Source organism: Nonomuraea sp. NPDC049625, assembly GCF_040675285.1.
GTDB lineage: Bacteria > Actinomycetota > Actinomycetes > Streptosporangiales > Streptosporangiaceae > Nonomuraea > Nonomuraea angiospora_A.
Genome location: NZ_JBFAOQ010000016.1, coordinates 313,659 through 339,726, shown reverse-complemented (window position 1 = coordinate 339,726; position 26,068 = coordinate 313,659). Strand labels below are relative to the sequence as shown.

The following is a 26,068-nucleotide window of genomic DNA, read 5'->3' as shown; positions in this document are numbered from 1 at the left end:
GCCGTACCGGACTCCGGCCCTGCGTCCTGCTCGTGGCGTCGAGTCTGCTGTCGCCGGCCGTTCACAGCCTGTCCCTGGCGGGGTCAGGCTGCCTGGCGCCCCGGTGCTCGATACTCGGCGTATGAACAAGAAGTCGGGGTTGGGGGAGTTCCTCAGGATGCGCCGGTCGCAATTGCAGCCGGCGGATGTGGGACTCCGGGACTTCGGAGAGCGCCGTCGCGTGCCAGGGCTGCGCCGTGACGAGCTGGCACAGCTCGCCGGGGTGGGCCTGTCCTACTACACGCGCCTGGAGCAGGGGCTCTCGCTCAACGCGTCACCGGAGGTGCTGGACGCGCTGGCCCGTGCCCTCGGTCTTGACGAGGTGGAGCGGGCCCACCTGCACGACCTGGCCCGCGCCTCGCGCCGCACCGGCACCCGGCGCAGGCCCGCGCCGGAGCGAGCGGGAGACACGACCCGGCAACTGCTCGCCGCGTTCGGCGACGCGCCCGCGATCGTGCTGGGGCGCCGCAGCGACGTACTGGCCTGGAACCGCACGGGACACGCACTGTTCGCCGGACATCTGGACCCGCACATCCCCGATCAGCCCGACCAGCGTCCGAATACGGCCCGGCTGGTCTTCCTGGACGCGCACACACGGGACCTGTACACGGAGGACTGGCCGAAGAAGGCCAGAGACGTGGTCGGGAAACTGCGGCTCGCCGCCGGGCAGCATCCGGACGATCCTCGGCTGGCCGCACTGATCGGCGAACTGACCATGAAGAGCCCGGAGTTCGCCGGCATGTGGTCCGAGCACCGGGTCAGGAAGTGGGACCTCGCGACCTACCGCATGCACCATCCGCTCGTAGGCCGCATGCAGCTCAACCTCCAGACCCTGAACGTCCCGCAGGAGGAAGGCCAGCGGATAGTCGTGGTGACCGCCGAGGCCGGCACCGGGTCAGCGGCGGCGCTGAGCCTTCTCGCCCGAACCGGGGGCCCGAGCGGTGTTCGGTCCGTGCGCCGGACGGGGCGAACCGAGGCTGCGGGATCCCCGAGGCACGGGGCGGACGGCCAGGCCGGGGAGAGCGCTGATCCCCACCATGATCGCGATGTGTCACTGGAGCGCTAGGCGAGGTCGACGACTTCGTGCATGCGCAGCCGGCGGTTGAACCCGCCGGCGATCCGCGCGACGACGGTGCGCGGCAGCAGGCGCGCGGGCCAGGTCAGGGCGCGGTTCATGGCCCGGCCCGGGTAGGACACCGCGCGTCGCCGGGCGTAGTCGTCCAGTGTACGGGCCGCGACGGTGGCCGGCGTGTCGGCGACCCGGGAGTCGATCGTGGCCGAGGTGCCGTCGAAGAAGCCGGTCGCGATCGCGCCGGGGTGCGCGGCCATGACGTGGACGCCGGTGCCGCGCAGCTCCTCGGCCAGCGCCTCGGTGAAGGAGAGCACGAAAGCCTTGGTCGCGGCGTAGCTGGCCTGGTAAGGCATGGGCTGGAAGGCCGCGGTGGACGAGACGTTGATGATGCCGCCGGAGCCGCGGGCGACCAGCTCGGCCCCGATCGCGTGGGTCAGCGCGATCAGGCCGACGACGTTGAGCCCGACGGAGCGCAGTTGCGGCTCGAGCGGGCGGTTGAGGAACGGGCCCGCGCTGCCCGCGCCGGCGTTGTTGAGCAGCAGATCGACGGTCAGGCCGCGGTCACGCAGCTCCCGCAGGACCCGTTCCGGACCATCCGGAGCGGCGAGGTCACCGGTGATGACCTCGGCGTCCGACCTGCCGTGCCGTTCCCGAATGTGTGCGGCGAGCTCCCGCAGGCTCCCGTCCGAACGGGCCAGCAGGATCACCCGCGCTCCCCGGCGCGTCAGCTCCAGCGCGTACGCCCGCCCCAGCCCCTTGGACGCGCCCGTGACGAGCGCGGTGACGCCGCGATAGTCGTCGGCCACAAAGACCTCCATTGTTTCAAGTCTCGAAGCATTGACGCTAGCACGATCCTTCGAGACTCGAAACACCGGTAGAATGGCGGCATGACCACGCCCGAGCTCACCGCGGTGGTCGCCGCGACCCACGACATCTGGATGCGGACCAACGACCTGATCGGGCAGGCGCTGGCCAGGCACGCCCTGACACCGGCGACGTTCCAGGCGCTGTGGGCCATCGAGCCGGCCGAGCCGCCACCCTCGATGAAGGTGATGACCGAGCGCCTGTACTGCAACGCCCCCAACCTGACCTTCATCACCAACCAGCTCGTCGATCGTGGGCTGGTGGAGCGCGCCGTGGACCCGGCCGACCGCCGCTCTCGCGTCCTGGTCCTGACCGCCAAGGGCCGCGAGGTTCGCGACGAACTGGTCCGGACGGCGCTGGAGAAGACCCCGCTGGCGGTGCTGAACCGCGACGAACTGCGGCAGCTCATGGTCCTGCTGAACCGCGCCGTCAGCTCCGGCTGACCTGCCCGAGGCGGCCCCGGCGTGGGACCGTCGGCGTCCGGCGGTCCCACGCTCATGCCGTTCGGCGGAGCACACTCACCCGGGTGCGCCCAGCCGGTGCCTACGGCGCGATCGACCAGAGCTGGCAGGTGTTGTTGAGCCACATCCACAGCCGGGCCGGCGTGCCGTTCGCGGTGCCGCAGTTCTGGTCGTCGAGCACCATGCCGCTGTTCTCGACCACCAGCTCATATCGGCCGTTGCCCGCGGGGATGACCGCCCACTGCTGGCACGTGTTGCCGAGCGGCTCCCACAGGTTGACGGCCGTGCCGAGGGCCAGCCCGCAGTTGACCGCGTCGAGCACCTTGCCGGCGTTGACGTTGGTGATCGTCCACTTGTTCGCGCCGACGCTGTTGAAGCGCCACTGCTGGCAGGTGTTGCCGAGCGCCTGCCACTGGTCGATCTGCGTGCCGTTGGCCGTGCCGCAGTTGACCGCGTCGAGCACCTTGCCGCTCGTGAGGTTCGTGAGCCGGTAGGTGGCTCCGTTCACGGGGAAGGTGACGCTCTTGCTGTAGCCGACGGAGACGACGTTGGCCTGCACGGCGTTCTCCGTGGCGTCGCTCGGATAGCCGCTGGTCATCACGCCTTCGAAGAAGGATCCGACGGAGCCGTTGCTGTTGTCGCCGCCGATGCCGAGGATGATCGCGCCTTGCTTGGTCATCGGGTTGTAGCCCGCCTGGGTGGGGAGCGCTCCGTTGTACCGCGTCGCCAGGCTGCCGGACTGCGCGTTGCCGTCCTTGATGGCGTATGTCGAGGTGCCGTTGTTCTTCAGCATCGCCGTCACGAACGCGGAGCTGCGGCCGGTGTTAGCGGTCCAGGAGCCGTTGCCACCGGCGAACAACCCGTTCTCGAGGTCCGCCGCGACACGCGGTCCGCCCGCGCACGGTGAGAACCAGCAGAGCGTGCCGAAGTAGATCGCGTCCATGTCGCCGTTGCCGGTGTCCATGTTGTTGGTCTCGGCGTTGCCGTAGTCGAAGCAGCACCGGTTGTTGACGTGAGTGCCCTCGGTCACCATGTACATGCCCTCGGGCTGGCTGCCGGTGGCGACGCCGTTCGTCGCGTTGTTGCGGTAGCCGTTGCCCGCGGAGATGTAGACGCCGTAGACCTTGTGGCCACCTGCCGTCACGGGCAGAGCCGCCGCGTTCGCGCCTTGGTCGGCCGTGGGATTGGCGCCGCCGCCGGGAGCGATCGTGAGGTCGTTGTGGCGCGACGTCTGGTCGTAGATGCGAACGATCGTGCAGTACGTACCCGAGCAGAAGGAGTCCTGGGTCGCGGCGTTCGCGTAACCGCCGGCGCTGAGCACGCCGATGTTGGTCGTCGCACCGTCGGACCAGCGCCGCACCTGGTAGAGCGCCCCGTTGTAGGAGCCGAAGAGCGCACGGGTGGTGCTGTGAGCGGCGACGCACGGGGTGCCGCCGCTCGCGTAGATGTCGCAGGACGACGTGCCGGCCGCCTGTGCCGTGCCTGGCACGGCGACCAGCGCGGTGACGGCGAGCGCCGCGAAGGAAGCGACGGTGAGGGCCGTTCGCCGCCAGTGGCGCAGAGACCAGAAACCCATTGTGTGCCTTTCGTGTGGAGAATTGTTAGCGCTAACATTTATGTCGACAAAATTTGTTTGTTAGCGCTAACATAGTTATCTCTGCATCAACGGGCTATTGCACGGTTCCTTGGTGTGGGACCGTCGGCATGGCTCTACGCACTCGGACGTGCGCCGCAGGTCAGTCACCGGCGAGCGCTCCGCTATAACATGCGGGTTTCCGCTGTGTTTCGACCAAAGTGTCATCAACGATGCGGCGGCTGTCAATACCTGGCGAAGATCGCCTTCTATTCCGTCACAACGTGCGACAGGAGAACTTGGCAAAAAGCGTTACGCCAAAAGGCCCCGGCGCCATGGTGAGGCGTCGGGGCCGCGTGGATGAAGGTTGAGCAGGCGTTCGGCCGGCTACTCCGCCGGTCGCTCAGCGCGCGGCCTGCGAGGTGACGTGCTCGATGGCCTTGACGGCGAGCTTGGGCTGGTCGAGGTAGATGTAGTGCCCACTGTTCTTGGCGGTGCTCAGCTTGCTCCGGCTGGACAGGCCGAGCCACTTGCGCTGGCCCGCGGTCCACGCCCGCTCCAGGTTCGGCCCGTACGTGGGGATGGCCGCCAGGTACTGCTTGCCGTGCTGGATCACCTTGACCGGGATGTTCCCGGCGGAACGGACCTTGCCGTCGGTGATGACCAGCTTCTCCGGGTTCTTTCCCCGGAATATCGCGAGGTTCTGTGCGCGCACCTCGGCCGCCGGGCCCTTGGCGGAGGCGGGGATCGTCGTGGAGATGTCGGCGACCATGGTCGAGGGTGTGGCGTCCATCAGGACCAGGCCCTTGACCCGGTCCCGGTGCTCGGGGGCGTACCTGGCAGCGATCAGCCCACCCAGCGAGTGCCCGGCCAGGACGACCGGGTTGTCACCGGCGATGCGGTCGAGCACCCCGGTCAGGACCTTGCCGGTGCTCGCGAAGTCCTGCGGCCCATCCGGCTGGTCGCTGCCGCCCGCACCCAGCCGGTCGTAGGAACACACCCGGTTCTTCGCGCTCAGCGTCTTCTGCAGGGCAGCCATCTTGTCCAGAGCGTCACCCCCGCCGTGCAGCAGGACGACGACCGGCTTGCCCTCCGCCAGGTCGCCCGAGCAGGACACGTTCACCGACCGCCCACCGACCTCGATCTTCTTGGTGCCGGAGAACGGATCGGCCTTCCGCGGCGTGGAAGCGAAGGGGTCCCAGGCCTCCGCCTTGGTGGAGGAGAAAGGGTCCCAGTCCTCCGCCGCGGCGCTCCCGGTACCGGCGAGTCCCACACCGACCACGGTGCAGCACAGTACGGCCACAGCGGATGCCTTGAAATTGCGGAGCATGATGTCCTCCAGTCAGATAAATGACCGAATTGCTGCGGCCATGACGTAACGCTATGGAATCGACAGCCCCGGAATCGTCACCACCTGGGGGACATTCGCCGGTAGCTCGCACGGGGGACAAGCGCGCCGCGCCAGACGTAAGCCAAGGCCGGCGACCCAGGTACGGCAGGGCCGTCAGGGGCTGAGAGGCGGGCGCCGCGGGAATAGCATGGCCTGGTGGGATCGTTGTGGCCGAAGTGCTCGCCCGGCGACGGGCGCCCTTTCCGGTGATCGCCCGTTCGGCTGCTGCGGCCGTGGCCACCACAACACGACCTTTCTTCATGGAGCGCGTATGACCGACCGCCTCACCGCCGGGCTGATCAGCCAGGCGGCCGAACGGCTGCGGCCGGTCATACGCCACACCGCACTGGAGCCGAACCAGCGGCTGTCCGACCTGCTCGGTGGTCAAGTGCTGCTCAAGCGCGAGGACGCGCAGGTCTGTCGCTCGTACAAGGTGCGCGGGGCGTTCAACCTGATCGCCTCCCTCACGGATGAGGAACGGCGGCGTGGCGTGGTCTGCGCGAGCGCGGGCAACCACGGGCAGGGCGTCGCGTTCGCCTGCGCCCGTCTGGGGATCAACGGCCGGGTGTACGTCCCGTCCACCACGCCACGGCAGAAGCGCGAGCGCATCGCGGCGCTCGGCGGCGACCGGGTGGAGGTCGTGGTCGGCGGCGGCACCTACGACGAGGCGAGCAGCGCCGCGCACGCCGACAGCGAGCACACCGGCGCCATCTACGTGCACCCGTTCGACGACGTCAGGACGATGGCCGGGCAGGGCACGGTCGGTCTGGAGATCCTGGCGCAGTGCGGGGAGGCGCCGCACACCGTGGTCGTCCCGGTCGGTGGAGGCGGCCTGATCAGCGGCATCGCCGTCTGGCTGCGCGAGCACTCACCCGCCACCCGCATCGTGGGGGCCGAGCCCGCCGGAGCGGCCAGCATGCGCGCCGCCCTCGGCCACGGCGAGCCTCTCGCCCTGCCCGAGTTGGACACCTTCGTGGACGGCGCCGCCGTCGGGAGGGTGGGAGACGCCACGTTCCCCCTGGTCAAGGACCTGGTCGACGAGGTCGTGGCGGTCGATGAGGGTGCGGTGTGCACCGAGATGCTGGATCTCTACCAGACCGACGGCATCATCGCCGAACCCGCCGGAGCTCTCGCGGGTGCCGCGGCCCGTGAGCTGCTGCCCTACGCCTCCGGAGGGCCGGTGGTGTGCGTGGTGTCGGGCGGCAACAACGACGTCAGCCGGTACAACGAGGTGCTGGAGCGCTCTCTTGTGCACATCGGCCTGCGGCACTACTTCCTGGTGACCTTCCCGCAGCGCCCCGGGGCCCTGCGCCACTTCCTGGACGAGGTTCTGGGAGAGGGCGAGGACATCATCGTCTTCGAGTACGTCAAGAAGAACAACCGTGAAACCGGCCCGGCGCTCGTCGGCATCGAACTCGAGCGGGCCGGCGACCTCGACAGCCTCCTGTCCCGGATGAAGGCCAGCCCGCTCACGGTGGAGCGCATCCCACCGGGCTCGCCGCTGTTCACGTTCCTTCTCTGACGTCCCGTGGCCGCCGTGGCGAGGAGCAGGCGGGCCACGCGCGGTCAGGCCGAGGTCTCGGAGGCGCCGCGTGCCGCCAGCATGCGCCGCATCAGGTCGATCTCGGCCTTCTGGGCGGCCAGGATGGCGCCGGCCATGCGGCTGACCTGGGGCTGCTCACTCTGAACGGCCGCTTGGGCCATCTGCACGCCGCCCTGATGGTGCGGGATCATCAGGCGCAGGAACAGCACTTCGGCGTCCTTGCCGTCGGCCTGCTCCAGCTCCTTGATCTGGGCCGTGGTGGCCATGCCGGGCATGGCCTTGTTCGTGCTGTGGTGGCTCTGGCCCATCCAGGCCATGCGCGGCTGCAGCGAGGCCTGGGACAGGCCCCACATGTCCAGCCAGGCGTACATCTGCCCGATCTGCTGCTGTTGGGTGGTCGCGATGTCGTAGGCGAGCGTCCTGACCTCGCGATCGCTGGTGCGATCCCGGACGATGAGCGCCATCTGAACAGCCTGCGCGTGATGAGCCTGCATGTCACGGGCGAACCCCGCCTCCACCGAGGCGTCCGCGGGCGGTCGGGGGTAGAGCAGTCCGAGGCCCAAGACGGCCACGGCGAACGCCAGCGCGGCGGTCGCGGGCACCAGCACGCGGCGCCGCCGCAGAACGGCCGGCAGCCTCATGCGGACGGCTCCCCGACCCCGCCGCTGCAGGTCGCCCCCGGCTCGGGCGTGCCCGGGCCGTTGATGTGGGTACGCAGGAACACCGGCAGTCGCGGATCGTCGGCGCTGTCGAGTTTGAGCTGCTTGCCCCAGGAGTTGAGCGCGACCGGGGACGACAGGCCCGGGTAGGGGGACAGGAGGACGAAGTCGCGTCCCCTGGCCTGGTCGAGCAGCATGTCGAGCTGTTCTTTGGGCAGTCCCGGACGGTAGGCCACCCAGACCGCTCCGTGCTCCTGGCTGTGGACCGCGTTCTCGTTGCGGATCGGATCGGTGTAGACGCCGCAGTTCTGCCAGGCCGGGGAGTGATCCCCGCCGACGGGCGGCGCCTGCGGATACGTGACCGGCTTGCTGGTGTGGTTGCGTTGCGTCACGTTGACCGTCTGCACCGCGTCCAGGGACGTGCGGGCACGGTCGTCGAGCCAGAACACCGTCACCGCCGCAGCCAGCGCGCCGACGCCGGTCACGGAGACGCCGATCACGGCGATCCGGCGCCGCCTCTCCTGTCGTCGCTGCTGAGCCTGCAGCGCGGAGAGCCGCTCCTTGATCGTGCCCTGCGGCTTGTCGCCCATTCGACTGCCTCTCCCTACGAGCTTCTACGTTGCGTAGAAGTTCTACCGCATGTCGAATACAGAGGTCGTAAGAGCGGCTGGTGCGCTCAGTTACAGAGTCGGCGTTCGGGGAAGCGGAACGGGGTGCTCATTCCTGTCGAACAGGACACCGGAGACCGTCACCCTTGGTGATCGTCATCATCGTCTCTCTGGGGGCGGCGTGCCTTCTGGGTATCGGCTTCGTCGCCCAGCAGCATGCCGCGTACCGCGAGCCGCTGGAGGAGATGCTGCACGCGCGCCTGCTCCTGAACCTCATGCGCATGCCGTTGTGGCTGGTCGGGCTCGGGCTGATGGTGTGCGGCCAGATCCTCGGCGCCATCGCGCTCCGGTATGCGGACGTGTCGCAGGTGGAGCCGCTTCTCGCGATGAACCTGCTGTTCGCCCTGACCGCGGCCCATGTCATCTACCAGGAACCGTTCGGCCGCACGCTGCAGCTGGGCGCCTTGCTGGTGAGCGGAGGAGTGGCGCTGTTCCTGTTCGCCGGAAGGCCCCAGGGTGGCCGCCTCCCCGATCCGGTCTCCATACGGTGGCTCGCGGCGCTCCCGGTGGTCGTGGTCGCGGGGGCGCTGGTCCTCTTCGGCCTGCGGCGGACCCTGAAGGTCAAGGCGATCTTGCTGGCGGCCGCCGCCGGGGTGCTGTACGGCCTGCAGGACGTACTGACCCGCGGCTCCCTGCTCACGCTGGACAACGGGCCGAACATGCTCACGACCTGGCAACTGTACGTCTTGCCGTGCGTCGCCGTGGTGGGGCTGCTGCTCAATCAGAGCGCGTTCGACGCCGCCCCGCTCCAGATCTCGCTACCGGCCACCACGGTCGCGGAGCCGATCTGCGGGATCGTGCTGGGTGTGGCGATCTTCGCCGAACGTCTGCAGGTCACCCCGGCGGCGATCGCGGGTGAGGTGGCCGGTTTGGTCGCGATGGTGACCGGCATCGTCATCCTCGGCCGATCCCCGTTCCTGGCCAAGCCCGCGCAGCCCGTGCTCCAAGGTCCGCACCGAAGGGAGCGATGATCCGGACACGGACTCCAGGCTCAGAAGACCTGGGCCAGGCACCCCAGGGCGACTGCCACCACGACCGTGGCCACCGCCAGGGCTCTTACGGGTGTGGGTATGCGCAACACGATGCCCCTCCAGGTTTCACAGGCAGTACCGCACGAGCCATTCGTCCTCGTCATAGACATCCCGCGCGGGGTCCGGCGCGGTGGCCGCACGCTCTTCGACCGCGTCCTCGAGCCGGATCCGCTCGGGCAGCCGGCCGAAGCGGGCGCGGCGTGCCGCTTCGGCGGGGTCCTGAGCCGACCGCACTTCAAGCGGCTTTCGCGTTGATGGTGACCGGGATGTTGCCGCGGGTCGCCTTGGAGTAGGGGCAGATCTGGTGGGCCGCGGCGCCGAGCTCGCCGGCCGTCTGCTGGTCCACGCCTCCGAGCTCCAGGTTGAGCACGGCGCTGAGGCCGAACTCGCCGTCGTCGCCGTGGTGCAGGGTCACCTCCGCCGTGATGGCCGTGCTCGTCAGCCTGATCTTGCGCTCCGCCGCCGCCCTTCTGACCGCACCGAGGAAGCAGGAGCCCCAGCCCGCGGCCAGCAGCTGCTCGAGGTTAGTGGCCCCGCCCGCGCCGCCGAGCTGCTTCGGGATGGCGAGCGTCGTGTCGAGGAGGCCGTCGTCGGCCTGGACCCGGCCCCCGTTGCGGCCTTCTCCCGTGACGGTGACGACTCCGGTGTAGCTGACAGCCATGGCTTTCCCTTCAAGGTTTCCGGGGACACATCGCGCGTCACCGGTTCAACTGGTGACGATATTGGCAAAGCCGCTCGTCACCTGTCAAGCCGGTGACGCGTCCTGGCGGCGGAACAGGCTAGGATCTCGTTCGGCCCACAGCTCTTCCTCCAGGTGGTGGTCTCGCCACTCCTCCGGCGGGTCGGCCGGCCAGTCGTGACCGAAGATCGTGTACGGATGATGCGCGCCGGACGAGTGGACCGCGTTCTCGCGCGCGACCGTCGCGACCTCGCCGACCGAGGCGGCACACCTGATCGTGGGGTTCCTCGACCAGGTCGGCACGCCGGAGGAGGTCACGCTCGTCCTGTCCGGCATGCCGGAGCCCGCGCAGCGGTTCGTGCCCGCGATGCGCGACCAGGCGCGTGCCGCCCTCGCGGTCCTGACCGGTGCCACGGAAGGCTGAGCGCACGAGACACCTCGCGGTGCCCTCGTCAACCGTTCGTATGCAGGCGGTGCCTAGGGCCGTGCCGTACGGCCGGCGCCGCGCAGCAGTGTGTCGACCACGACGTCGGCGGCCTGTGCGGAGCTCAGCTCGGGCAGGTTCTCGGCGGCGTGCACCAGCAGCGGCGGCAGGATCGTGGCCACCCAGCCGGGCGGCAGGTCGGAGCGCAGCAGGCCCTCGTCGGTGGCGCGCCGCAGGAAGGCGTCGACCTCGTCGATCAGGCCGCGGCGGCGTTCGTGGAGCGTCTTCTCGCGGAGCATGCGACTCGTTTCCACCGGCCATTTGCGGTTGACGGCGATGATGCCCTCGACGTAGCGGTGCAGCGCGACCTCGACCGGGGCCTCGCGCAGCCTGGCCGCCTCGATGGCCTTCTCGACCGCGTCGTAGCGGGCTCCATAGACGGCGGCCATGAGGTCTTCGCGGGAGGCGAAGCGGCGGTAGACCGTGCGGCGGTCCACCCCCGCCGCCACGGCGATGGCGGCGATGGTCGCCGAGGGGTCGTCGGCGAGCATGCGGGCGCCTGTGCTCAGGACGCGTTCGAGGTTGCGGGTCGCGTCTGCTCTCACCCGCCCAAAGATACCCCTTCCGGCGATTTAGTGTCACGCTAACGCTGAGCTTAGTTTTCTAAGTGCTACATTGATGAGGCAGTTAGGCAATATCGACCAAAGGAAGCACCCATGGCCAGGACATGGCTCATCACCGGATCGTCGCGCGGCTTCGGCCGCCACCTCGCCGAAGCGGTCCTCGAAGCGGGCGACCAGGTCATCGCCACCGCACGCAGCCCCAAGCAGCTCGACGACCTGGTGGCCCGCCACGGTGACCGGATCCGAGCGGTCGCGCTCGACGTCACCGACGCCGCCGCGGCCGCCCGGGCGGTCAAGGAGGCCACCGACGCCTTCGGCAGCCTCGACGTGGTCGTCAACAACGCCGGCTACGGCAACAGCGCGCCGATCGAGGAGATGGCCGAGGACGACTTCCGCGCCCAGATCGAAACCAACCTCTTCGGCGTGGTGAACGTCACCCGGGCCGCCCTGCCCGTCCTGCGCGCCCAGCGATCAGGAGTCTTCGTACAGTTCTCCTCCATCGGCGGGCGCGTCGGCGGCACTCCCGGGATGGGGGCCTACCAGACCGCGAAGTTCGCCGTCGAAGGCTTCTCCGAAGTGCTCGCCAACGAGGTAGCGCCCTTCGGCGTCAAGGTCGTCATCGTCGAGCCGGGCGCGTTCCGTACCGACTGGCAAGGGCCCTCCATGGAGATCCACCCCGTCGGCCCCGACTACGAGCAGACCGTGGGCGCCATCCACCGCTACCGGCGCGACACCGACGGCACCCAGCCCGGCGACCCCGCGCGCGCCGCCAGGATCATCATCGACGTCGTCGGCCACGACGACCCGCCCAGGCGACTCCTCCTCGGCAGCGACGCCGTCGCCTCCGCCCAGAAGGCCGCCGAGCTCCGTGCCGCCGAAACCGAGAAATGGGCCGATGTCAGCCGCTCGGCCGACTACCCCGCCGACGAACGCTAGTCACCGCCCCGGCCGCGGGGCCGGTGGGGGCGGCGGGAGTGCGAGGACCGCGCGGACCGCGGCCGTCAGCCGTTCTCGGCTGTCGGCCCCGATCACGGGGCGACCGTCCGCGCTCGGGGCCGCCAGCGCCCGCCGGAACACAGCGGTCGGCAGGTCGACCACGCACAGCGTCACCACCTCGACGCTCGCCCCGTCAGCACGATCCCACAGCGCCCGCGACAGGCGGGTCAGCAGCGCCACCAACCGCTTGTCCAGGGCGAACATCTCCTCGGCCAGCTCCTGCGGCACCTCGGGACCGAGCAGCTGGTCACGGCGCACCGCCACGAGCATCCGGGCGGCGGCGGGCCGGCGGTCGGCGAACACCGCGGGCACGCTCGCCACCGCCGCCACCGCCTCGACTGCCGCTTCGCGGTCGCCCCCTTGCACCGCGTCGGCCAGCTCGACCTGGAGATCCAGGAAATCTCCCGCCGCCCTCAGCCATAGCCGCCCGAGCAGCACCGGCAACGACCCGAACGCGTGGTAGATCACCCCGTTCGACACCCCGGCGGCCGTCGCCAGCGCTCGCACCGTGAACCGCTCCGGGCCGCCATCGGCCACCAATTGCTCGGCGACGTCCAGCAACCGGTCGAGATCATGAACTCGAGGACGAGGCATGCCTCGTATCATAACAGAGCGCACGCTCCATAATCACGCGGTGGCGTCCACACGGGTGCGGCGGCCGTCCCAGATCCGGCCGAGCTGAATGACGCTCATGCCGAACATCAGGACGCCCAACGGGACGTGCACGGTCTTCACGTGCGCTATGCCCAGCGCTATCTGCGCCGACGTGACCACGAAGAAACCGGCCGCGTACCGGATGGGCCTGGGCGAGCCGCCGCCCGGCCGCCAGACCAGGATCGAGACCACCAGGTGCAGCAGGGTCACGACGAACGTCGCGTATGCTCCAGCACTGTGCAGTGCCCCACCCCCGGGCAAGGACAAAAGCAGCCCGGCGGTGATCGCCTGGACGAAGACGGCCAAGGTTTGCAGGGTGATCGCGATCCGCAGCAACCTGAGGTTCGTGGGTGTGGACATGTCGGGGCTTCCCTTCTCGATCCCGGTGTCTCGGCAGTCCGACGACACGACCGCCGGGAATGTGAGGCGCGGACGACCTCACGTTCCGGGAAGTTGTCTCGTCTGTCCGGGTGAGGGCGGAAACGACCGAGGAGCAGGCGACACCATGACCACCCCATCCGAGCCAGGGCTCGACCCGAGCCTGAGCGTGATCATGAGCGAGCGGCGTCAGCTGATCAATCTCGCCTACCGCCTCCTCGGCTCCCTTGCAGATGCGGAGGATGTCGTCCAGGAGGCCTGCGCCCGCTGGTACGCCATGACCCCGCAACAGCAGCAGGCCATCAACTCCCCCGGTGCCTGGCTGACGAAGGTCGCCGGCCGCATCTGCCTCGATGTGCTCGGCTCGGCACGCGCGCGGCGCGAGCGCTACGTGGGCGAATGGATCCCCGAGCCGCTGCCCGACCGTACGGAGTGGATCAGCGCGCGGCCGGGCGGCGCCATGACCGACCCGGCCGACCGGATCACCCTCGACGAGTCGATCAACATGGCCTTCCTGGTCGTGCTCGAGTCGATGACCCCGGCCGAGCGCGTGGCGTTCATCCTGCACGACGTCTTCCGCTACTCCTTCGCCGAAGTGGCGGAGATCGTCGGTCGTACGCCGGTGGCGTGCCGCCAGCTGGCCTCCTCGGCCCGCCGTCGTCTTCGCGAGGCACAGGCTCCCGCGGCTCCGGCGGCCCGGCCCGGCATCGTCGGCGACTTCAAGCGGGCGTGGGAAGCCAAGGACATCAAAGCCCTCATCAGCCTCCTCGACCCCGACGCCACGGCGGTCATCGACGGCGGCGGCCTCGTCAGCGCCGGCCTCCACCCGATCGAAGGCAGCGAGCAGATCGCCCGCTACCTCCTCGCCATCGCCGGAATGTCACCCGGCCTGACGATCCTGGAACGTACGGTCAACGGTCAGCCCGGTCTGGTGGCCCAGCAGGACGGCGTGACGGTGACGGTGGCGGCGTTCGACGTCACGGGCGACCGGATCAAGCACATCTGGGCGGTACGCAACCCCGAGAAGCTCCGGCCTTGGACGGCGCAGCCACAGCCTTAGGACCGGCTCATCCGGCGTGCTCCAGGAAGGCGCGGACCTCTCCGGCCTCCGGAACGCCGAGTTCCTCGTACAGGCCGAGGGCCGCCCGCCCGTGCTCGCAGGCCTGCTCCGCCCGCCCGAGCGCGAGGAGGGCGCGGGCCAGCCCGTCGTGAGCTCGCGCCTGCTCAGGGCGGTTGCGGGCCAGGTCGGCGAGCGCGAGCGCGGCCGTGTGCTCCCCGATCGCCCAGGCCGGGTCGTCGGCCGCCTCGGCCAGCCCGTTGAGTGCGGCCGCCTCGTCGGTGGTGTTGCCGAGCTTGCGGTAGAGGGCCGCGGCCTGCTCGTGGCGGGTGCGGGCCTGGGCGAGCTCGCCCTGGTGCCGGAGGACGACGCCGAGGTGGTTGAGGATCATCGCCTCCCCTGCCGGGTTGCCGACCTTGCGGTGCAGCGCCAGTGCCAGGTCGAGATGGCGCCGGGCCTCCTCCGGGCGGCCGGCCCGGTCGAGGGCCAGGGCGAGGATGCCGAGCACGTTGGCCTCGCCCCAGGTGTCGGCGCCGATCCGGGTGAGATCGAGTGCCTGCTCCAGGTACTGCTCCGCCTGCTCGTCCTGGCGTCGGCGCAGGGCCACGTTGCCCAGGGTGAGCAGTGCCCGAGCGCGTTCGTAGGCCTCCTCGCACGCGTCGAGGGCCTGGCGGGCGTGCTCCTCCGCGCGCTCGTACTCGCCGAGCCGCCAGTAGGTCCACGCCAGGTCGGCGAGCGCCCGCTCCTCGAACTCGCGGTGGCCGAACTTGCGGCTGCGCTGCAACGCCAGGGTGTGCAGCGTGAGCGCGTCGTCGTGGTGCGCCTGCCGGTCGAGGAAGGGGCGCATCGTCAGAGCCAGCATGCCGACGCAGATCTCGGGTCCGTGGACGGCGGTCGCGATGATGTTGGAGCGTTCGGCGTCGAGCCAGGCGATCGCCTCCGCGGCGTCCCGGATGGGCGCGATCGGGGCGGCCGGCTGGGGGATGCCCTCCCGCTGGCTGACGCTGTACGGGTAGAGCCGGTCCATCGCCGCCCGAGCGCGGTGCAGGTAGTAGGTGAGCAGTCGCAGGACCTCGCCGTCGTCCTCGGCGATCGAGCGCGCGTGCTCGCGGAGGAGATCGTGGAAGGTGTAGCGGCCAGGTTCGAACTGCAGGAGCATGTGGGCGTCGAGGAGGCCTTCCAGGAGCTCCTCCGCCTCGTCCTCCGGGATGCCCGCCAGCGCGGCCGCGCCGCAGGCGTCGATGTCGCGTCCCGGCGCCAGCCCGAGCAGGCGGAACATACGCTGCTCGGCCTCGTCGAGCTGCTCATATGACAGGGTGAAGGCCGCCGACACCCCGTCCAGGAGCCGGCGATGGTCCCGCAGCCGGCCCGCCAGGTAGGACACGGTCCAGCGCGGACGGTGCTGGAGGCGGGCGGCCGAGATCCGGATGGCGAGCGGGAGGCGCCCGCACAGCTGCAGCACCTCGCGTACGGCCTCCGGCTCATGGCCGGCGCGTTCGCCCACGATCCGCTCGAACAGCTCGGCGGCGTCCTGCTCCCCCAGCACGTCGACCGAGAGCGCGTGGGCGCCGTCCAGGTCGACCAGCCGCCGCCGGCTGGTGATCAGGACGAGGGTGTCGGAGTGTCCCGGCAGCAGGGGGCGTACGTGCTCGGCGTCGAGAACGTTGTCCAGCACGGCGAGCGCGCGGCGATCGGCCAGCTCGGCGCGCCACAGGGCGCTCCGCTCGACCAGCGTGACCGGGATGCGCTCGGCGGGCACCCCGAGCTGGCGCAGGAGCGCTTCCAGCGCGGCGGCGGCGTCGAGCGGCTCCCGGCCCGCGGTGTGGGCCTGCAGGTCGATGAAGAGCCGGCCGTCGGGATAGCGGGCGGCCAGCCGATGGGCCACGTGTACGGCGAGCGTGGTCTTGCCGATCCCGGCCATGCCGTCGATCGTGACAACCGCCGGCCCGTGCCGCTCACCCACCTCGCCTATGAGCCGGTCCAGCTCGGTGGTACGTCCGGAGAAATCGGGAATGTCGTACGGCAGGAATGTGGAGCGACGCGGCGGGCCAGCAACCACCGGCGCCGCGCCGGCCAGGCGCAACGCCGGATCGTCCGCCAGGACCGCCCGCTCCAGCTCGATGAAGGCGTGCCCGGGATCCAGCCCCTGCTCGTCCGCCAGAGCCGTCCGGTAGGAACGCGCCGCGGCCAGGGCGTCGGCCTGCCGCCCCGCCCGGTGCAGGGCCAGGACGAGGTGACCGTTGAGCTTCTCGCGGAGCGGGTTGGCGGTCACCTGGGCGGCGAGCTCGTCGAGCAGCTCGCCGTGCCGCCCGGCGGCGAGCTCGCCCTCCACCAGGCGTTCATAGGCCGACAGCCGCCGGTCGTTCCAGAGCTCGCGGACGCCGGTGACGTAATGCGCGTGCACGTCCTCCAGCGCCTCGCCGCCCCACAGCTCCAGGGCCTTGCGCAGCTCACCCGCGGCTGCCAGTTCGGTGAACTCCTGCGCGTCGACCTGCCCGGACTCCGGCTGCGCGACATAGCCGCCGGCACGCGTCTCAAGGAGGTTTACGGCTCCCGCTCCGCGCAGCACCTTGCGGATCGCGGTGATCGAGGCATGGATCTGCGACCGGGCGGTGTCGGGCTGGTCGTAGCCCCACATCGCGTCGATCAGCCGCTCGATGCTGATCACCCGGCCGGCGTTGAGCAGGAGGTAGGCCAGCACAGCCCGGTGACGTGGGGCGATGCCCGCCAGCGGCGCGCCGTCGACGATCATCTGGACGGGGCCGAGAAGAGTGAATCGCAGCATTCGTCCCCCATCACCTTCGCATCGTGCACGCATCGCGAATGTATCAACCTGGCCAGACACTCTGATCTCACACGAACCGAGACAGAGGAGAACACGATGGAAGCCCGGATGAAGAACCCCGCAACCCTCATCCCCGCCGCGATGCAGCCGATCATGCAGGTCATGAAGGCTGCTCAGTCGCAGGGCCTCCCCCAGGAGCTCATGGAGATGATCCACCTGCGGGTCAGCCAGATCAACCGCTGCAGCTTCTGCGTCGACGCCGGCCTGAAGAACCTGCGCAAGCTCGGCGAGAGCGACGACCGCATCGGCCTGATCGCCGCCTGGCGCGAGGCTCCGTACTACACCGACGCCGAGCGGGCCGCCCTGGAGCTGGCCGAGGCCTCGACCCGGCTGGCCGACCGCGACGACGCCGTCTCCGACGAGATCTGGGACAACGCCGCCGACCACTTCGACGAGCAGCAGCTGGCCTCGATCCTGCTGATGACCGCCGTCACCAACCTCTTCAACCGCCTGAACGCCCCGATCCGGCAGGTCGCCGGCACCTGGTAAGCCCCTGCTCACACGTACAGAAGGAGACACCGACATGTCCGCCGTCCGCTCGCACCGCTACTCCGTCTCCGAGTCCGACCTTGAGGAGTTCCTGGCCCGCCGCAGGTCGCTGATCGCGACTGTCCGGAAGGGTCACCCCGGGCTCACCCGCACCGTGCTGATCCGGCTCGACGACGACACGTACACCGACACCTGGCACTGGGAGAGCGCCGAGCAGCTGGGCGCCGCGCTCGCCGCCCTGCCCACCTTTCCGGAGGCCCCGCTGACCATGTCCCTCACCAAGGACGCCACCGCCCTGAACGGCCGGCTCGTCGACGAGCACTGAGCCGCCACTGACGAGGAGTCCACCACGTGTCCAACCCGGCCGGCGCCCCATCCACGACGGCGAACCGTTCGTACCGCTCGAACCGCTCCTACCGTGACGTGCTGCGCGACAAGCGCGTGGCTGGGCTGCTGCTCGGCGACCTGCTGGCCAACATCAGCACGGGCATGATCCTCGTGGCCATGCCCGTGCAGACCCTGCGCATCCACGGGGACATACCTCCGGCGATCGCCGTCGGGATGGTGGAGGCGGCCCCGTTCCTCCTGTCCACGGTCCTGGCGCTCGGCATCGGCCTGGGCCGGGTCCGGACACCGCCCCGCACCCTGCTGCTCGCCGACTGCGTGCTGCGGGCGCTGACCTTCACCGGCCTGGGCCTGGCCGCGGTGACCGACCGGCTCACCCTGCCCGTACTGGTCGGCGGGCTGCTGCTGGGCGCGGCCTTCCGGATGGCTGGTGCGAGCGGTCGCCGTCTGCTCGTCACCTCGATGGCGAGCGAGTCGGAACGGTACGGCGTCAACGGGCTGCTGGGCCTGAACAGCAACGTCGCACTCTACGTGCTGGGCCCCGTGGCCGGCGGGCTCATGATGGCGGCCGACGGGCCGGGTGCGGTGCTGTTCGTCGACGCGTGCGGCGCACTGCTGCTGATGGCCTGCGTACTGCGCTGGGCACCACGGGCGCGGTCGAAGCCACAGTCACGGCCGCGGTCGAAGCCGCAGTCGAAGCCGCAGTCGAAATCGGAGCGGTCAGAGCCGCCGCCGGCGCCGCCGCTGGAGTCGGAGCGGTCGGAACCGGAGCGGTCAGAACCGCGATCGGAGCCGCAGTCGCGGTCGAAGCCACAGCCGAAGCCATGGCCGGAATCGCCGCCCGAGTCGCCGCCGGAGCCGCAGTCGCAGTTGGATTCACCGCCGGAGCCATGGTCGGAGTCGAAGCTGTGGTCGGAGCAGTCGGAGCCGTGGCCGGAGTCGGAGTTGGAGTCGCCGCCGGAGTCACCGTCGGAGTCACCGTCGGAGGAGTCCACCCACATGCGGCAGGACGAATCGGGGTGGCGCATCCTGCGCCGCCGCCCCGTGGCGGCCCGGCTGCTGGTCGTGGTGTTCTTCTTCAACTTCCTCTACATGCCGGTCGAGGTAGCACTCCCCCTGTACGTCCAGGGCACCCTGCACAGCGGCGCGTCCGGCCTCGGTCTGCTCTGGAGCGCCCTGGGCGTCGGCGCGATCGCGGGCGCCGCCCTGGTCAACCTGATGCGCGGCCTCCCCCAGCGCCATCTGCTCATCACGATCATCGGTTTGTGGGCACTCTGCCCGATCGCCCTGGCCACCGCGGGCAACCTGACCGCCCCGATGATCGTGTTCGCCCTGGGCGGCCTGGTCTGGGCCCCGTTCACCCCCGTCGCGTACAGCTTCCTGCAGTCAGACCTGCGGCCCAGCGAACAACAGCCGGTAGTGACCCTCTGGACGACGGGGTCAACAATCGCGGCCCCACTGGGCCTCGTGGCCGGCGGCCCGCTCATCCAACTGACCGGCACCGACACGGGCCTGGTCATCTCGGGCCTCCTCACCCTGCTCCTGGTGCCACTTGCAGCCGCAACCGTCCTAACCCGCGGCCAGACCGCTGTCGAGACCAGCCGCAGCGCTCCCGGCACCACCACCCGCCAATAACGGCATCTGGCGCGTACGCCAACCCGACTTGACGAGGCCGACAACAGAGACGCTGACACCACCAACCGCCGATAACCACTTCAAGCACGTACGCTAACCCGGCTTGACGAGGCCGGCTTCATAGGCGGCGATGACAAGCTGGGCGCGGTCTCGGGCCTGCAGCTTGGCCAGCAAGCGGCCGATGTGCGTCTTGACGGTCCCGGGGCTCAGCTGGAGCTGGGCACTGAGCTCGGCGTTGGACAGTCCGTGGGCGATGAGTGTGAGCACCTCACGCTCCCGGTCCGTCAGATTGCCGAGCCCGTGGAAGACCCGCGGGGCCGGCCGCCGTACGAACTCCGCGATCAATCGTGTGGTGACGCTGGGCGCAAGCAGCGTCTCGCCCGACGCGACCACCCGGATCGCCCTCAGGAGATCGTCAGGGGGAGCGTCCTTGAGCAGGAACCCGCTGGCACCCGCGCGCAGCGCCGCGTAGACGTACTCATCGAGGTCGAACGTCGTGAGGATGAGTACTCGGGTATCCCCGGCGATCTGCCGGGTCGCGGCGATGCCGTCCATCTCCGGCATCCTGACGTCCATGAGCACCACATCGGGTGACTCGGTCCGCGCGAGTGCCACCGCCTGGTGTCCGTCGGCCGCCTCCCCGACGACGATGAGATCGTCCTCCGAGTCGATCAGCAAGCGGAAGCTGCCACGCAGCAGTGCCTGATCGTCGGCGACAAGCACTCGAATCAAGAGATCCCCCACAACACACCCACCACAAGCAGGTTCAACACCAGGCTCGTAGACGCGCTACCCAGGTCTCTGCCTCCCACATTGCGCCACTCAACACCACGGACACCGGCTCCTGGGCCAGGATCTTGACATCAGACACTCCCGCATCCATCCATCCCCATCGCGCGGAACCACCGGCCTCGAACGACGTCGCCGGTGTGAGTCACGTAGGTCACGGGATCTCCCATGATGCGTGTACGCCGAACCCACCCCCCGGCAGAGGTCCGGCCTCGAAGGTGCCGCCGTACATCATGGCCCGTTCCCGCATCCCCGCAAGACCGTGCCCGCCCTCCTTGCCCGGCAGCACTCGCTGTCCCGGCCCGTCGTCCACAACCGAGATCTTCAACAACCCGTCGACGACCGACACGCCGGCCCGGCAACGGGCAGGAGCGGCGTGCCTGACGACGTTGGTGATCGCCTCCTGAACGATGCGATAGACGGACAGCCCCATGCTGTCGGGCACGGTTCCGCTCACCGAGAGCTCGACCTGCACACCGGCCTCCGCCGCGCGTTGTGCCAGGGACGGCAGGTCGGCAAGGCCGGGGAGTGGCGTGCTCTCAGGTGCGCTGCCTGACGAACGCAGGGCGCCGAGCAACTGGCGCATCTCCACGAGCGAGCCGCGCCCGATCTGCTCGATGGCACGTAACGCTTCGCGCCCTTCCTCCGGATGCTTGTCCAGGACCTTGGCCGCCACCCCCGCCTTGACGGTGATCATGCTCAGCGAATGGGCGACGACGTCGTGCAGCTCGCGGGCGATCCGCAGGCGCTCGTCGACCACTGCCTTCTCGGCCTGCATCTTGGCTTCGCGCGCGGCGGACACCCGGCGGGTGCGCGCCGCCGTACCGAGACTCCAGCCGGCTCCCACGACCAGCCAGGCCGCCCCGACGATGAAGACGGGATCCGGCCAGCCGTTCACTCGCGGTGCGCCCATCACCGAGGTCAGCAGAGCGCCTCCGGTGACGAGCAGGCCCAGCACGAGGGCGATCGCCGACCGCCGCGCCGGTTGGGTGGCCGACACCGGGTAGATGGTCAAGGCCACTACCCCGACCATCATCAGCCGGTTCGCCTGTAGCGTGAGCAGAAGGAGGCCGGCCAGGAGCGCAGCGTAGTATGCGGGCACCGGCCAGATCCGCCGCACCGCCACGGGCACCGCGAGCAGCCAGCAGGTCAGCACCGACGCGGTGCTCACCGCCAGGCCCTCCGGATCCGTCGTGGACCCCAGCGCGAGCAGCACCGCGACCACGGTGTCGGCGAGAACGAGCAGCCAGTGCGGGGGCCGCCGGACGAGCAGGTTCACAGCTCGACGCTATCGAGGAACGACCGCGAGCGAATCGGAGCACGATCCGTCAGACCAGGGTCGTACTCCGCTCTCTTACGCCCGCACCGTATGACCCTGGTCCGAGCCGCAAGACCGGATCTGGCTCCGATGTGCGCACCCACCGCCGTGCAGGATCGTTTCCCGCATGGATCGACGCACACTCATCGCCCTGAGCCTCGCTGCCTGCCTCGCCGTCTCGCTCGGCGGCATCGCACTGGCGTCGGCGCAAGCGTATCGTCTCGCCTGGAAGGAATGTGGCGACGGCCTGCGATGCGCCGAGCTGGTCGTTCCCGTGGACTGGGCCGATCCGGGCGGCCCCAAGACCTCGGTGCACGTGGCCAGAATGCCCGCGACGGGCAGGAGCATGGGCCCGCTGATCGTCAACTTCGGAGGCCCGGCCACCAGCACGGTGATGCTCAGGCAGAGAGACGATCCCGACATCCCGCCGGAGCTGCCGACCCTGCTCAAGGAGTTGCGGAACCGGTTCGACGTCATCGCCCTGGATCCGCGCGGGATGTCCGAGCCCGGCAGCGGCAAGAGAGTGAGCTGCGAGGAGCCCTCGGCCTCCATCTTCGGACTGGTCCTGGCGCGGACGAAGCAGGACTGGGACGCTCACGCCGCCAAGAACGCGGCCCATCAGGCGAGCTGCCGCAAGACGGCCAGGTCGGCGTGGTACGGAATGACGGCATGGAACGTGGCGCACGACATCGACGCACTGCGCGCCGCACTCGGCCAGGAGAAGCTCCGCTACGCGGGCAACTCTTACGGCACCGTCTACGCCCAGGCCTACCTGGAGCTGTTCCCGCAGCGGGTGGAGCGGATGTATTTCGACGGGACCGCCGATCACACCCAGCAGGAGTTCGAGCCCTGGTTGCGCAACTACGCGCGGACCCAGGAGCGACATCTCACCCGCTTCCGTGACTGGTGCGCCCGCCGTACGGACTGCGCCCTGCACGGCAGAGATGCGGGCAAGACATGGGACGAACTGGTCGTAAGAGTGCGCCGCGCGCCACTCCCGGCGTCGGCCGGCAGGACGGTGCACGAGGGACAGCTGTACGCAGGCGCGGTCAAAGGCATGAACCCGGCGTACTGGCCGCGATTCGCGACTGCCATCCGCAAGGCCCTCGACGGCGACGCCGCCGGCTTTCTCACCGAGCTCGCGCCGGATCAGGGCGGCTCGTCCGTGAGCCAGGACTCTCTGTGCAACGACTTCATGCCGAAGCTGCCGACGTACGAGGAGTTCCAAGGCATCGAGGCCAGGCTTCGTGAGATCGCGCCGAGGTTCGGCTGGATCGAGGGACGCTTCGAACTCGGGCGGTGCTGGGGGCGCAGCGGGGGCGCGTCCTGGGCGCCGCACCCGTTACGGGTGAAGGACGTCCCACCGATCCTCTTCGCGATCGGGGAGCTCGACAACAACACCAACTACCTCGGGCAGCAGCACGTGGCGGAGCAGGTTCCGTCCGCGCAGGTCCTGTGGCACGGAGACGGCCACGCGGCGTGGGCCGCCAACACCTGCCTGCGGCGGCATGTCCTCGCCTACCTGACCGCGGGGACGCTGCCCGCGCGGGGCACGCGCTGCCCGGCCGAGCTGATTCAACGGGTGGGGAAATGATCGAAGTCATAGATCTGACGAAGGTGTACGGTTCCACGCGGGCGGTCTCGGGGCTGACGTTCGACGTCAAGCCCGGACAGGTCACGGGCTTTCTCGGCCACAACGGGGCCGGCAAGTCCACCACCATGAGGGTGATTCTCGGCCTTCACGCGCCCACCTCGGGCAAGGCGTTGATCAACGGCGTCCGCAAGCGCGACCTCCATGACCCCATGCGTGAGGTCGGTGCCATGCTCGATGCCACCGAGGTGCAGGGCGGGCGCAGCGCGTTCGATCACCTCCAGGCGCTGGCGCATGCCGGCGGGATCGCGCGCCGCAGAGTCGTAGCGGTTCTCGAGGAGGTCGGCCTGGCCGGCGCGGCACGCAAGCGGATCGCCGGGTTCTCCCAGGGGATGCGCCAGCGCCTCGGCATCGCGGCGGCACTGCTCGGCGACCCGGGGGTGCTCATTCTTGACGAGCCGGTCAACGGCCTCGACCCCGACGGCATCCGCTGGCTCAGGACGCTGCTGAGGTCTCTGGCGGCCGAGGGGCGGACCGTCCTCCTGTCGAGCCATCTGATGACCGAGATGTCCCTCACCGCCGACCGGCTCATCATCATCGGCCGCGGTCAGCTGATCGAGGACACCACGATGGGGGAGCTGCTGGCCCGCTTCCAAGGCGACGTTTCGGTCCGCTCGCCACATGCGGCCCGCTTGTCCGGGGCACTCGAAGCGGCGGGAGCAACCGTACGCCGCACCCAGACGTCCGGCGCGAGCACGCCTTCGACTTCTACCTCCTGGGCCGAAGGAGAGCTGCTGGTGACCGGCTTGTCGGCAGCCGCCATAGGCGATGTCGCCCTGGCGAACGGCTGCGCCATCCACGAATTGACACCCCGCCAGGCATCGCTGGAAGAGGCCTTCATGGAGATAACCCAATGATCAACGTCGTCGCATCGGAATGGCTCAAGCTGCGCTCGCTCCGATCCACCTACTACGTCCTGGCCTCCACGCTCTCAGCCGTGGCGCTCACCGGCTTCGCCGCCCTCTCGATCTCGCGCTACTTCGACACCAAGGGTCCCGGCGGCGAACCCGTCGGCACGGGGCTCACTTTCAGCGCCGACATTCCCCCCGTGCTCTTCGGCATGCTGGGCGTGCTCGCCATCTCCGGCGAGTACAGCACCGGCATGATCAGGCTGACGTTGACCACGCTCCGACGCCCGTGGATCCTGCTCCTGGCCAAGTCCGCCGTGGTGGCCACCGTGGCTGCGATCACGGGTCAGCTGCTGGCGTTCGCCACCTACTTCACCGCACAGGCGGTGGTAGGCGGACGCCCGATCGGCGCCTCGTTCTCCGAACCGACCGCCCTGTCCGAGGTGCTGTCGACAGGCGCAGGCTCCGCCGTCGCAGCGGTGATGGGGCTGTGCCTGGCCACGATTCTGCGTTCGACACCGGGAGCACTCATCGCACTGGTCGCCTTCCTGACGGCCCCGACCGTGATCGAGCGCTTTCTCCCCGCCCCTTGGAACGACTGGACAGGCTCCTTGACGGTCCCCTCACTGACGAGGCAGTTAGCCGGAGTCCCCGACTCCGGCGCCTTCGCCCCTTCGTCGGCCAGCGCCGTCCTCGTCGCTTATGTCACGATTTTCCTCGTCGCAGCAGCCCTGGCAATCACCCGTCGCGACGCCTGACCACAACTGACCCTCCACGGACGGCGTCCCACGACCACGGACGGCGTCCCGCGACGGTATGGGGGCTGCGGCCCTCGGGTACACGGGCCCCTTGCACCTCAGCCGCTTTCGACCGCTCGCTTCCACCGCCTCCGTCGCTTGCACCTCGCACCCTCAGGCCTTTCACATCGGTCGACTGCGCCGCTTGCGTCTCGCCAGCCTCGGAGCTTTCACCTCGGACCGACTACGCCCCTTGCACCTCGCCAGCCTCGGACCTTTCGCCTCGGGGCGCCTCCACCCCTTTCACATCGACCGCCTCGGGGGCTCCGTAGTATGCGCCGGAGATCCAACACATTTGGCTGACCAGACTCGTCCCCCCGCGCCCAGGCCGAAATTGCGCTCAGGCAGGGCAACCCGTCACTGGGAGGGACCTGCGTCAACGCTCCAGCTTGGGGCTCATGGCCGTTATCCGAGCCCCGGGCCGTGATGGCGTCCTCGACCGTGGCGTGGCGCGCCATCACACCGGTCACGACGGCACACGTGCTCACCTGGCCTCTTGGGCGGCCCACCTGCGCCACACCGTGCGCTTCTCGGACGCGTTGCGCACGCTGCTCACCACCGGCTAACACGCGCTGCTCGAGCTGGGCCCGGGCCGTACTTCAGCAGCCTGGCCCGGCAGCACCCGCTGCACCTCAGCTATTCGGCGTTGCTGACCCGCCTACGGCTACGAGATCGCGGCGTGGCTGCGGGAGCAGCTGTAAGGGCCGTGTCAGGACGGCAACGGCCCGGTATCAGAGCGGTCGGCGATCGTAAAGGCCATGAACGGTTGAACGCCTGCCCGCCCAACCGAATCCCAACAGTTTTGAAGGAGCGCACCACCATGGCCATCACCCTCATCGACCAGGACAAGCTCACCCTTCGGACCGCCGCCTGGGGCGCCGTCTCCCTGATGTCCGCCGCCGGCGCCGCCGGCTCGGCCCACAAGGTCGCCACCGAAGGCTCCATCGCCCTGACCTCCGCCACCGGCCCCGTCGGACACGTGCTCGCCAAGGCGCCCAAGGGCGTCAAGTACGGCAAGACCGTGGCTGCCCTCGCCGACCAGGTGTTGCCGGCGCTGACCGCGTCCATGAACCTGCTCAGGCAGCAGGACCCGGCCGAGGCCGACAACTTCCGCAGCACCGTCATGGTCGCCGTCGAAGCCTCCATCGGAGATCACCAGGGCCGGCCCAGCCCCACCCTGACCGACATGGCCCGCAAGATCACCGCGGCCCTCGACGCCGCCTGACGGGCTGCTGCATCC

General features: G+C 69.6%; 28 protein-coding genes. 15 read left to right on the top strand and 13 right to left on the bottom strand.

Annotated features, from left to right (window positions below; translation table 11 throughout):
* Positions 1-121 precede the first annotated feature (121 nt).
* Positions 122-1,105, top strand: coding sequence for a helix-turn-helix transcriptional regulator (locus tag AB0J87_RS49490; RefSeq protein ID WP_363979226.1), 984 nt, complete (start codon positions 122-124; stop codon positions 1,103-1,105).
* Here the strand turns inward: AB0J87_RS49490 and AB0J87_RS49485 are convergent.
* Positions 1,102-1,929 carry an SDR family oxidoreductase gene (locus AB0J87_RS49485; RefSeq protein ID WP_363979223.1) on the bottom strand — a complete coding sequence of 276 codons (828 nt, stop codon included), beginning with the start codon at positions 1,927-1,929 and terminating at the stop codon, positions 1,102-1,104. The genes AB0J87_RS49490 and AB0J87_RS49485 overlap by 4 nt on opposite strands.
* Positions 1,930-1,998: 69 nt before the next feature.
* On the opposite strand from AB0J87_RS49485, the gene AB0J87_RS49480 reads away from it, so the two are divergent.
* Positions 1,999-2,418, top strand: a complete 420-nt coding sequence (locus AB0J87_RS49480; RefSeq protein ID WP_363979220.1) for a MarR family winged helix-turn-helix transcriptional regulator — start codon at positions 1,999-2,001, stop codon at positions 2,416-2,418.
* A gap of 100 nt (positions 2,419-2,518) precedes the next feature.
* Here the strand turns inward: AB0J87_RS49480 and AB0J87_RS49475 are convergent, their stop codons facing one another.
* Entirely contained in the window at positions 2,519-4,012 is a 1,494-nt protein-coding gene (locus AB0J87_RS49475) for an arabinofuranosidase catalytic domain-containing protein (protein WP_363979218.1), read from the bottom strand.
* A gap of 400 nt (positions 4,013-4,412) precedes the next feature.
* A complete protein-coding gene (locus AB0J87_RS49470) occupies positions 4,413-5,339 on the bottom strand; it encodes an alpha/beta hydrolase (RefSeq protein ID WP_363979215.1) in 927 nt (308 codons plus the stop codon).
* A 331-nt stretch (positions 5,340-5,670) separates the two neighbouring features.
* Here AB0J87_RS49470 and ilvA point away from each other — a divergent pair, with 331 nt between their 5' ends.
* The gene (gene ilvA, locus AB0J87_RS49465) at positions 5,671-6,921 is read left to right on the top strand and encodes a threonine ammonia-lyase IlvA (protein WP_363979212.1); all 1,251 of its coding nucleotides are present in this window, start codon (positions 5,671-5,673) and stop codon (positions 6,919-6,921) included.
* 44 nt (positions 6,922-6,965) lie between these two features.
* Here the strand turns inward: ilvA and AB0J87_RS49460 are convergent, their stop codons facing one another.
* Positions 6,966-7,583 carry a DUF305 domain-containing protein gene (locus tag AB0J87_RS49460; RefSeq protein ID WP_363979209.1) on the bottom strand — a complete coding sequence of 206 codons (618 nt, stop codon included), beginning with the start codon at positions 7,581-7,583 and terminating at the stop codon, positions 6,966-6,968.
* Positions 7,580-8,191 (bottom strand): DUF3105 domain-containing protein, encoded by a 612-nt coding sequence (locus AB0J87_RS49455; protein WP_363979206.1) that lies wholly within the window; start codon positions 8,189-8,191, stop codon positions 7,580-7,582. Before AB0J87_RS49455 ends, AB0J87_RS49460 begins: the two co-directional genes overlap by 4 nt.
* Positions 8,192-8,358: 167 nt before the next feature.
* On the opposite strand from AB0J87_RS49455, the gene AB0J87_RS49450 reads away from it, so the two are divergent.
* Positions 8,359-9,240: a DMT family transporter gene (locus AB0J87_RS49450; protein ID WP_363979203.1), complete on the top strand. Its 882-nt coding sequence runs from the start codon at positions 8,359-8,361 to the stop codon at positions 9,238-9,240.
* 126 nt (positions 9,241-9,366) lie between these two features.
* On the opposite strand, the gene AB0J87_RS49445 is transcribed toward AB0J87_RS49450, so the two are convergent.
* The gene (locus tag AB0J87_RS49445; protein WP_363979200.1) at positions 9,367-9,534 is read right to left on the bottom strand and encodes a hypothetical protein; all 168 of its coding nucleotides are present in this window, start codon (positions 9,532-9,534) and stop codon (positions 9,367-9,369) included.
* Between the two features lies 1 nt (position 9,535).
* Entirely contained in the window at positions 9,536-9,961 is a 426-nt protein-coding gene (locus AB0J87_RS49440; RefSeq protein WP_363979197.1) for an Ohr family peroxiredoxin, read from the bottom strand.
* Positions 9,962-10,256: 295 nt separating this feature from the next.
* On the opposite strand from AB0J87_RS49440, the gene AB0J87_RS49435 reads away from it, so the two are divergent.
* Positions 10,257-10,403, top strand: a complete 147-nt coding sequence (locus AB0J87_RS49435) for a hypothetical protein (RefSeq protein WP_363979194.1) — start codon at positions 10,257-10,259, stop codon at positions 10,401-10,403.
* Between the two features lie 53 nt (positions 10,404-10,456).
* Here AB0J87_RS49435 and AB0J87_RS49430 read toward each other — a convergent pair whose 3' ends face one another.
* Positions 10,457-11,008: a TetR family transcriptional regulator gene (locus AB0J87_RS49430; protein WP_363979191.1), complete on the bottom strand. Its 552-nt coding sequence runs from the start codon at positions 11,006-11,008 to the stop codon at positions 10,457-10,459.
* 111 nt (positions 11,009-11,119) lie between these two features.
* Here AB0J87_RS49430 and AB0J87_RS49425 point away from each other — a divergent pair, with 111 nt between their 5' ends.
* Complete coding sequence (locus AB0J87_RS49425) at positions 11,120-11,962, top strand: oxidoreductase (protein ID WP_363979188.1); 843 nt, start codon at positions 11,120-11,122, stop codon at positions 11,960-11,962.
* Here the strand turns inward: AB0J87_RS49425 and AB0J87_RS49420 are convergent, their stop codons facing one another.
* Positions 11,963-12,616, bottom strand: a complete 654-nt coding sequence (locus AB0J87_RS49420; RefSeq protein ID WP_363979185.1) for a helix-turn-helix domain-containing protein — start codon at positions 12,614-12,616, stop codon at positions 11,963-11,965.
* A 33-nt stretch (positions 12,617-12,649) separates the two neighbouring features.
* Entirely contained in the window at positions 12,650-13,036 is a 387-nt protein-coding gene (locus AB0J87_RS49415; RefSeq protein WP_363979182.1) for a hypothetical protein, read from the bottom strand.
* 145 nt (positions 13,037-13,181) lie between these two features.
* Here AB0J87_RS49415 and sigJ point away from each other — a divergent pair, with 145 nt between their 5' ends.
* The gene (gene sigJ / locus AB0J87_RS49410; RefSeq protein ID WP_363979179.1) at positions 13,182-14,114 is read left to right on the top strand and encodes an RNA polymerase sigma factor SigJ; all 933 of its coding nucleotides are present in this window, start codon (positions 13,182-13,184) and stop codon (positions 14,112-14,114) included.
* 7 nt (positions 14,115-14,121) lie between these two features.
* On the opposite strand, the gene AB0J87_RS49405 is transcribed toward sigJ, so the two are convergent.
* Positions 14,122-16,896, bottom strand: coding sequence for a BTAD domain-containing putative transcriptional regulator (locus tag AB0J87_RS49405; protein ID WP_363979176.1), 2,775 nt, complete (start codon positions 16,894-16,896; stop codon positions 14,122-14,124).
* A gap of 96 nt (positions 16,897-16,992) precedes the next feature.
* Here AB0J87_RS49405 and AB0J87_RS49400 point away from each other — a divergent pair, with 96 nt between their 5' ends.
* From AB0J87_RS49400 to AB0J87_RS49390, 3 genes are read left to right on the top strand one after another with little or no spacing between them, the layout of a single operon-like run.
* Complete coding sequence (locus tag AB0J87_RS49400) at positions 16,993-17,445, top strand: carboxymuconolactone decarboxylase family protein (RefSeq protein WP_350723914.1); 453 nt, start codon at positions 16,993-16,995, stop codon at positions 17,443-17,445.
* Between the two features lie 34 nt (positions 17,446-17,479).
* The gene (locus AB0J87_RS49395) at positions 17,480-17,770 is read left to right on the top strand and encodes a hypothetical protein (RefSeq protein WP_363979173.1); all 291 of its coding nucleotides are present in this window, start codon (positions 17,480-17,482) and stop codon (positions 17,768-17,770) included.
* A gap of 26 nt (positions 17,771-17,796) precedes the next feature.
* The gene (locus tag AB0J87_RS49390; protein WP_363979169.1) at positions 17,797-19,425 is read left to right on the top strand and encodes an MFS transporter; all 1,629 of its coding nucleotides are present in this window, start codon (positions 17,797-17,799) and stop codon (positions 19,423-19,425) included.
* Positions 19,426-19,518: 93 nt separating this feature from the next.
* Here AB0J87_RS49390 and AB0J87_RS49385 read toward each other — a convergent pair whose 3' ends face one another.
* On the bottom strand, positions 19,519-20,157 hold the full coding sequence (locus AB0J87_RS49385) for a response regulator transcription factor (protein WP_363979166.1): 639 nt from the start codon (positions 20,155-20,157) through the stop codon (positions 19,519-19,521).
* Positions 20,158-20,368: 211 nt separating this feature from the next.
* On the bottom strand, positions 20,369-21,493 hold the full coding sequence (locus tag AB0J87_RS49380; RefSeq protein ID WP_363979163.1) for a sensor histidine kinase: 1,125 nt from the start codon (positions 21,491-21,493) through the stop codon (positions 20,369-20,371).
* 166 nt (positions 21,494-21,659) lie between these two features.
* Here AB0J87_RS49380 and AB0J87_RS49375 point away from each other — a divergent pair, with 166 nt between their 5' ends.
* From AB0J87_RS49375 to AB0J87_RS49355, 5 genes are all read left to right on the top strand, one after another.
* Positions 21,660-23,126 carry an alpha/beta fold hydrolase gene (locus tag AB0J87_RS49375; RefSeq protein WP_363979160.1) on the top strand — a complete coding sequence of 489 codons (1,467 nt, stop codon included), beginning with the start codon at positions 21,660-21,662 and terminating at the stop codon, positions 23,124-23,126.
* The gene (locus AB0J87_RS49370; RefSeq protein WP_363979157.1) at positions 23,123-24,040 is read left to right on the top strand and encodes an ATP-binding cassette domain-containing protein; all 918 of its coding nucleotides are present in this window, start codon (positions 23,123-23,125) and stop codon (positions 24,038-24,040) included. Before AB0J87_RS49375 ends, AB0J87_RS49370 begins: the two co-directional genes overlap by 4 nt.
* Entirely contained in the window at positions 24,037-24,789 is a 753-nt protein-coding gene (locus AB0J87_RS49365; RefSeq protein WP_363979154.1) for a hypothetical protein, read from the top strand. Before AB0J87_RS49370 ends, AB0J87_RS49365 begins: the two co-directional genes overlap by 4 nt.
* A 437-nt stretch (positions 24,790-25,226) precedes the next feature.
* The gene (locus AB0J87_RS49360; RefSeq protein WP_363979151.1) at positions 25,227-25,394 is read left to right on the top strand and encodes a hypothetical protein; all 168 of its coding nucleotides are present in this window, start codon (positions 25,227-25,229) and stop codon (positions 25,392-25,394) included.
* 254 nt (positions 25,395-25,648) lie between these two features.
* A complete protein-coding gene (locus AB0J87_RS49355) occupies positions 25,649-26,053 on the top strand; it encodes a hypothetical protein (protein WP_363979148.1) in 405 nt (134 codons plus the stop codon).
* The last annotated feature ends 15 nt before the right edge of the window (positions 26,054-26,068 follow it).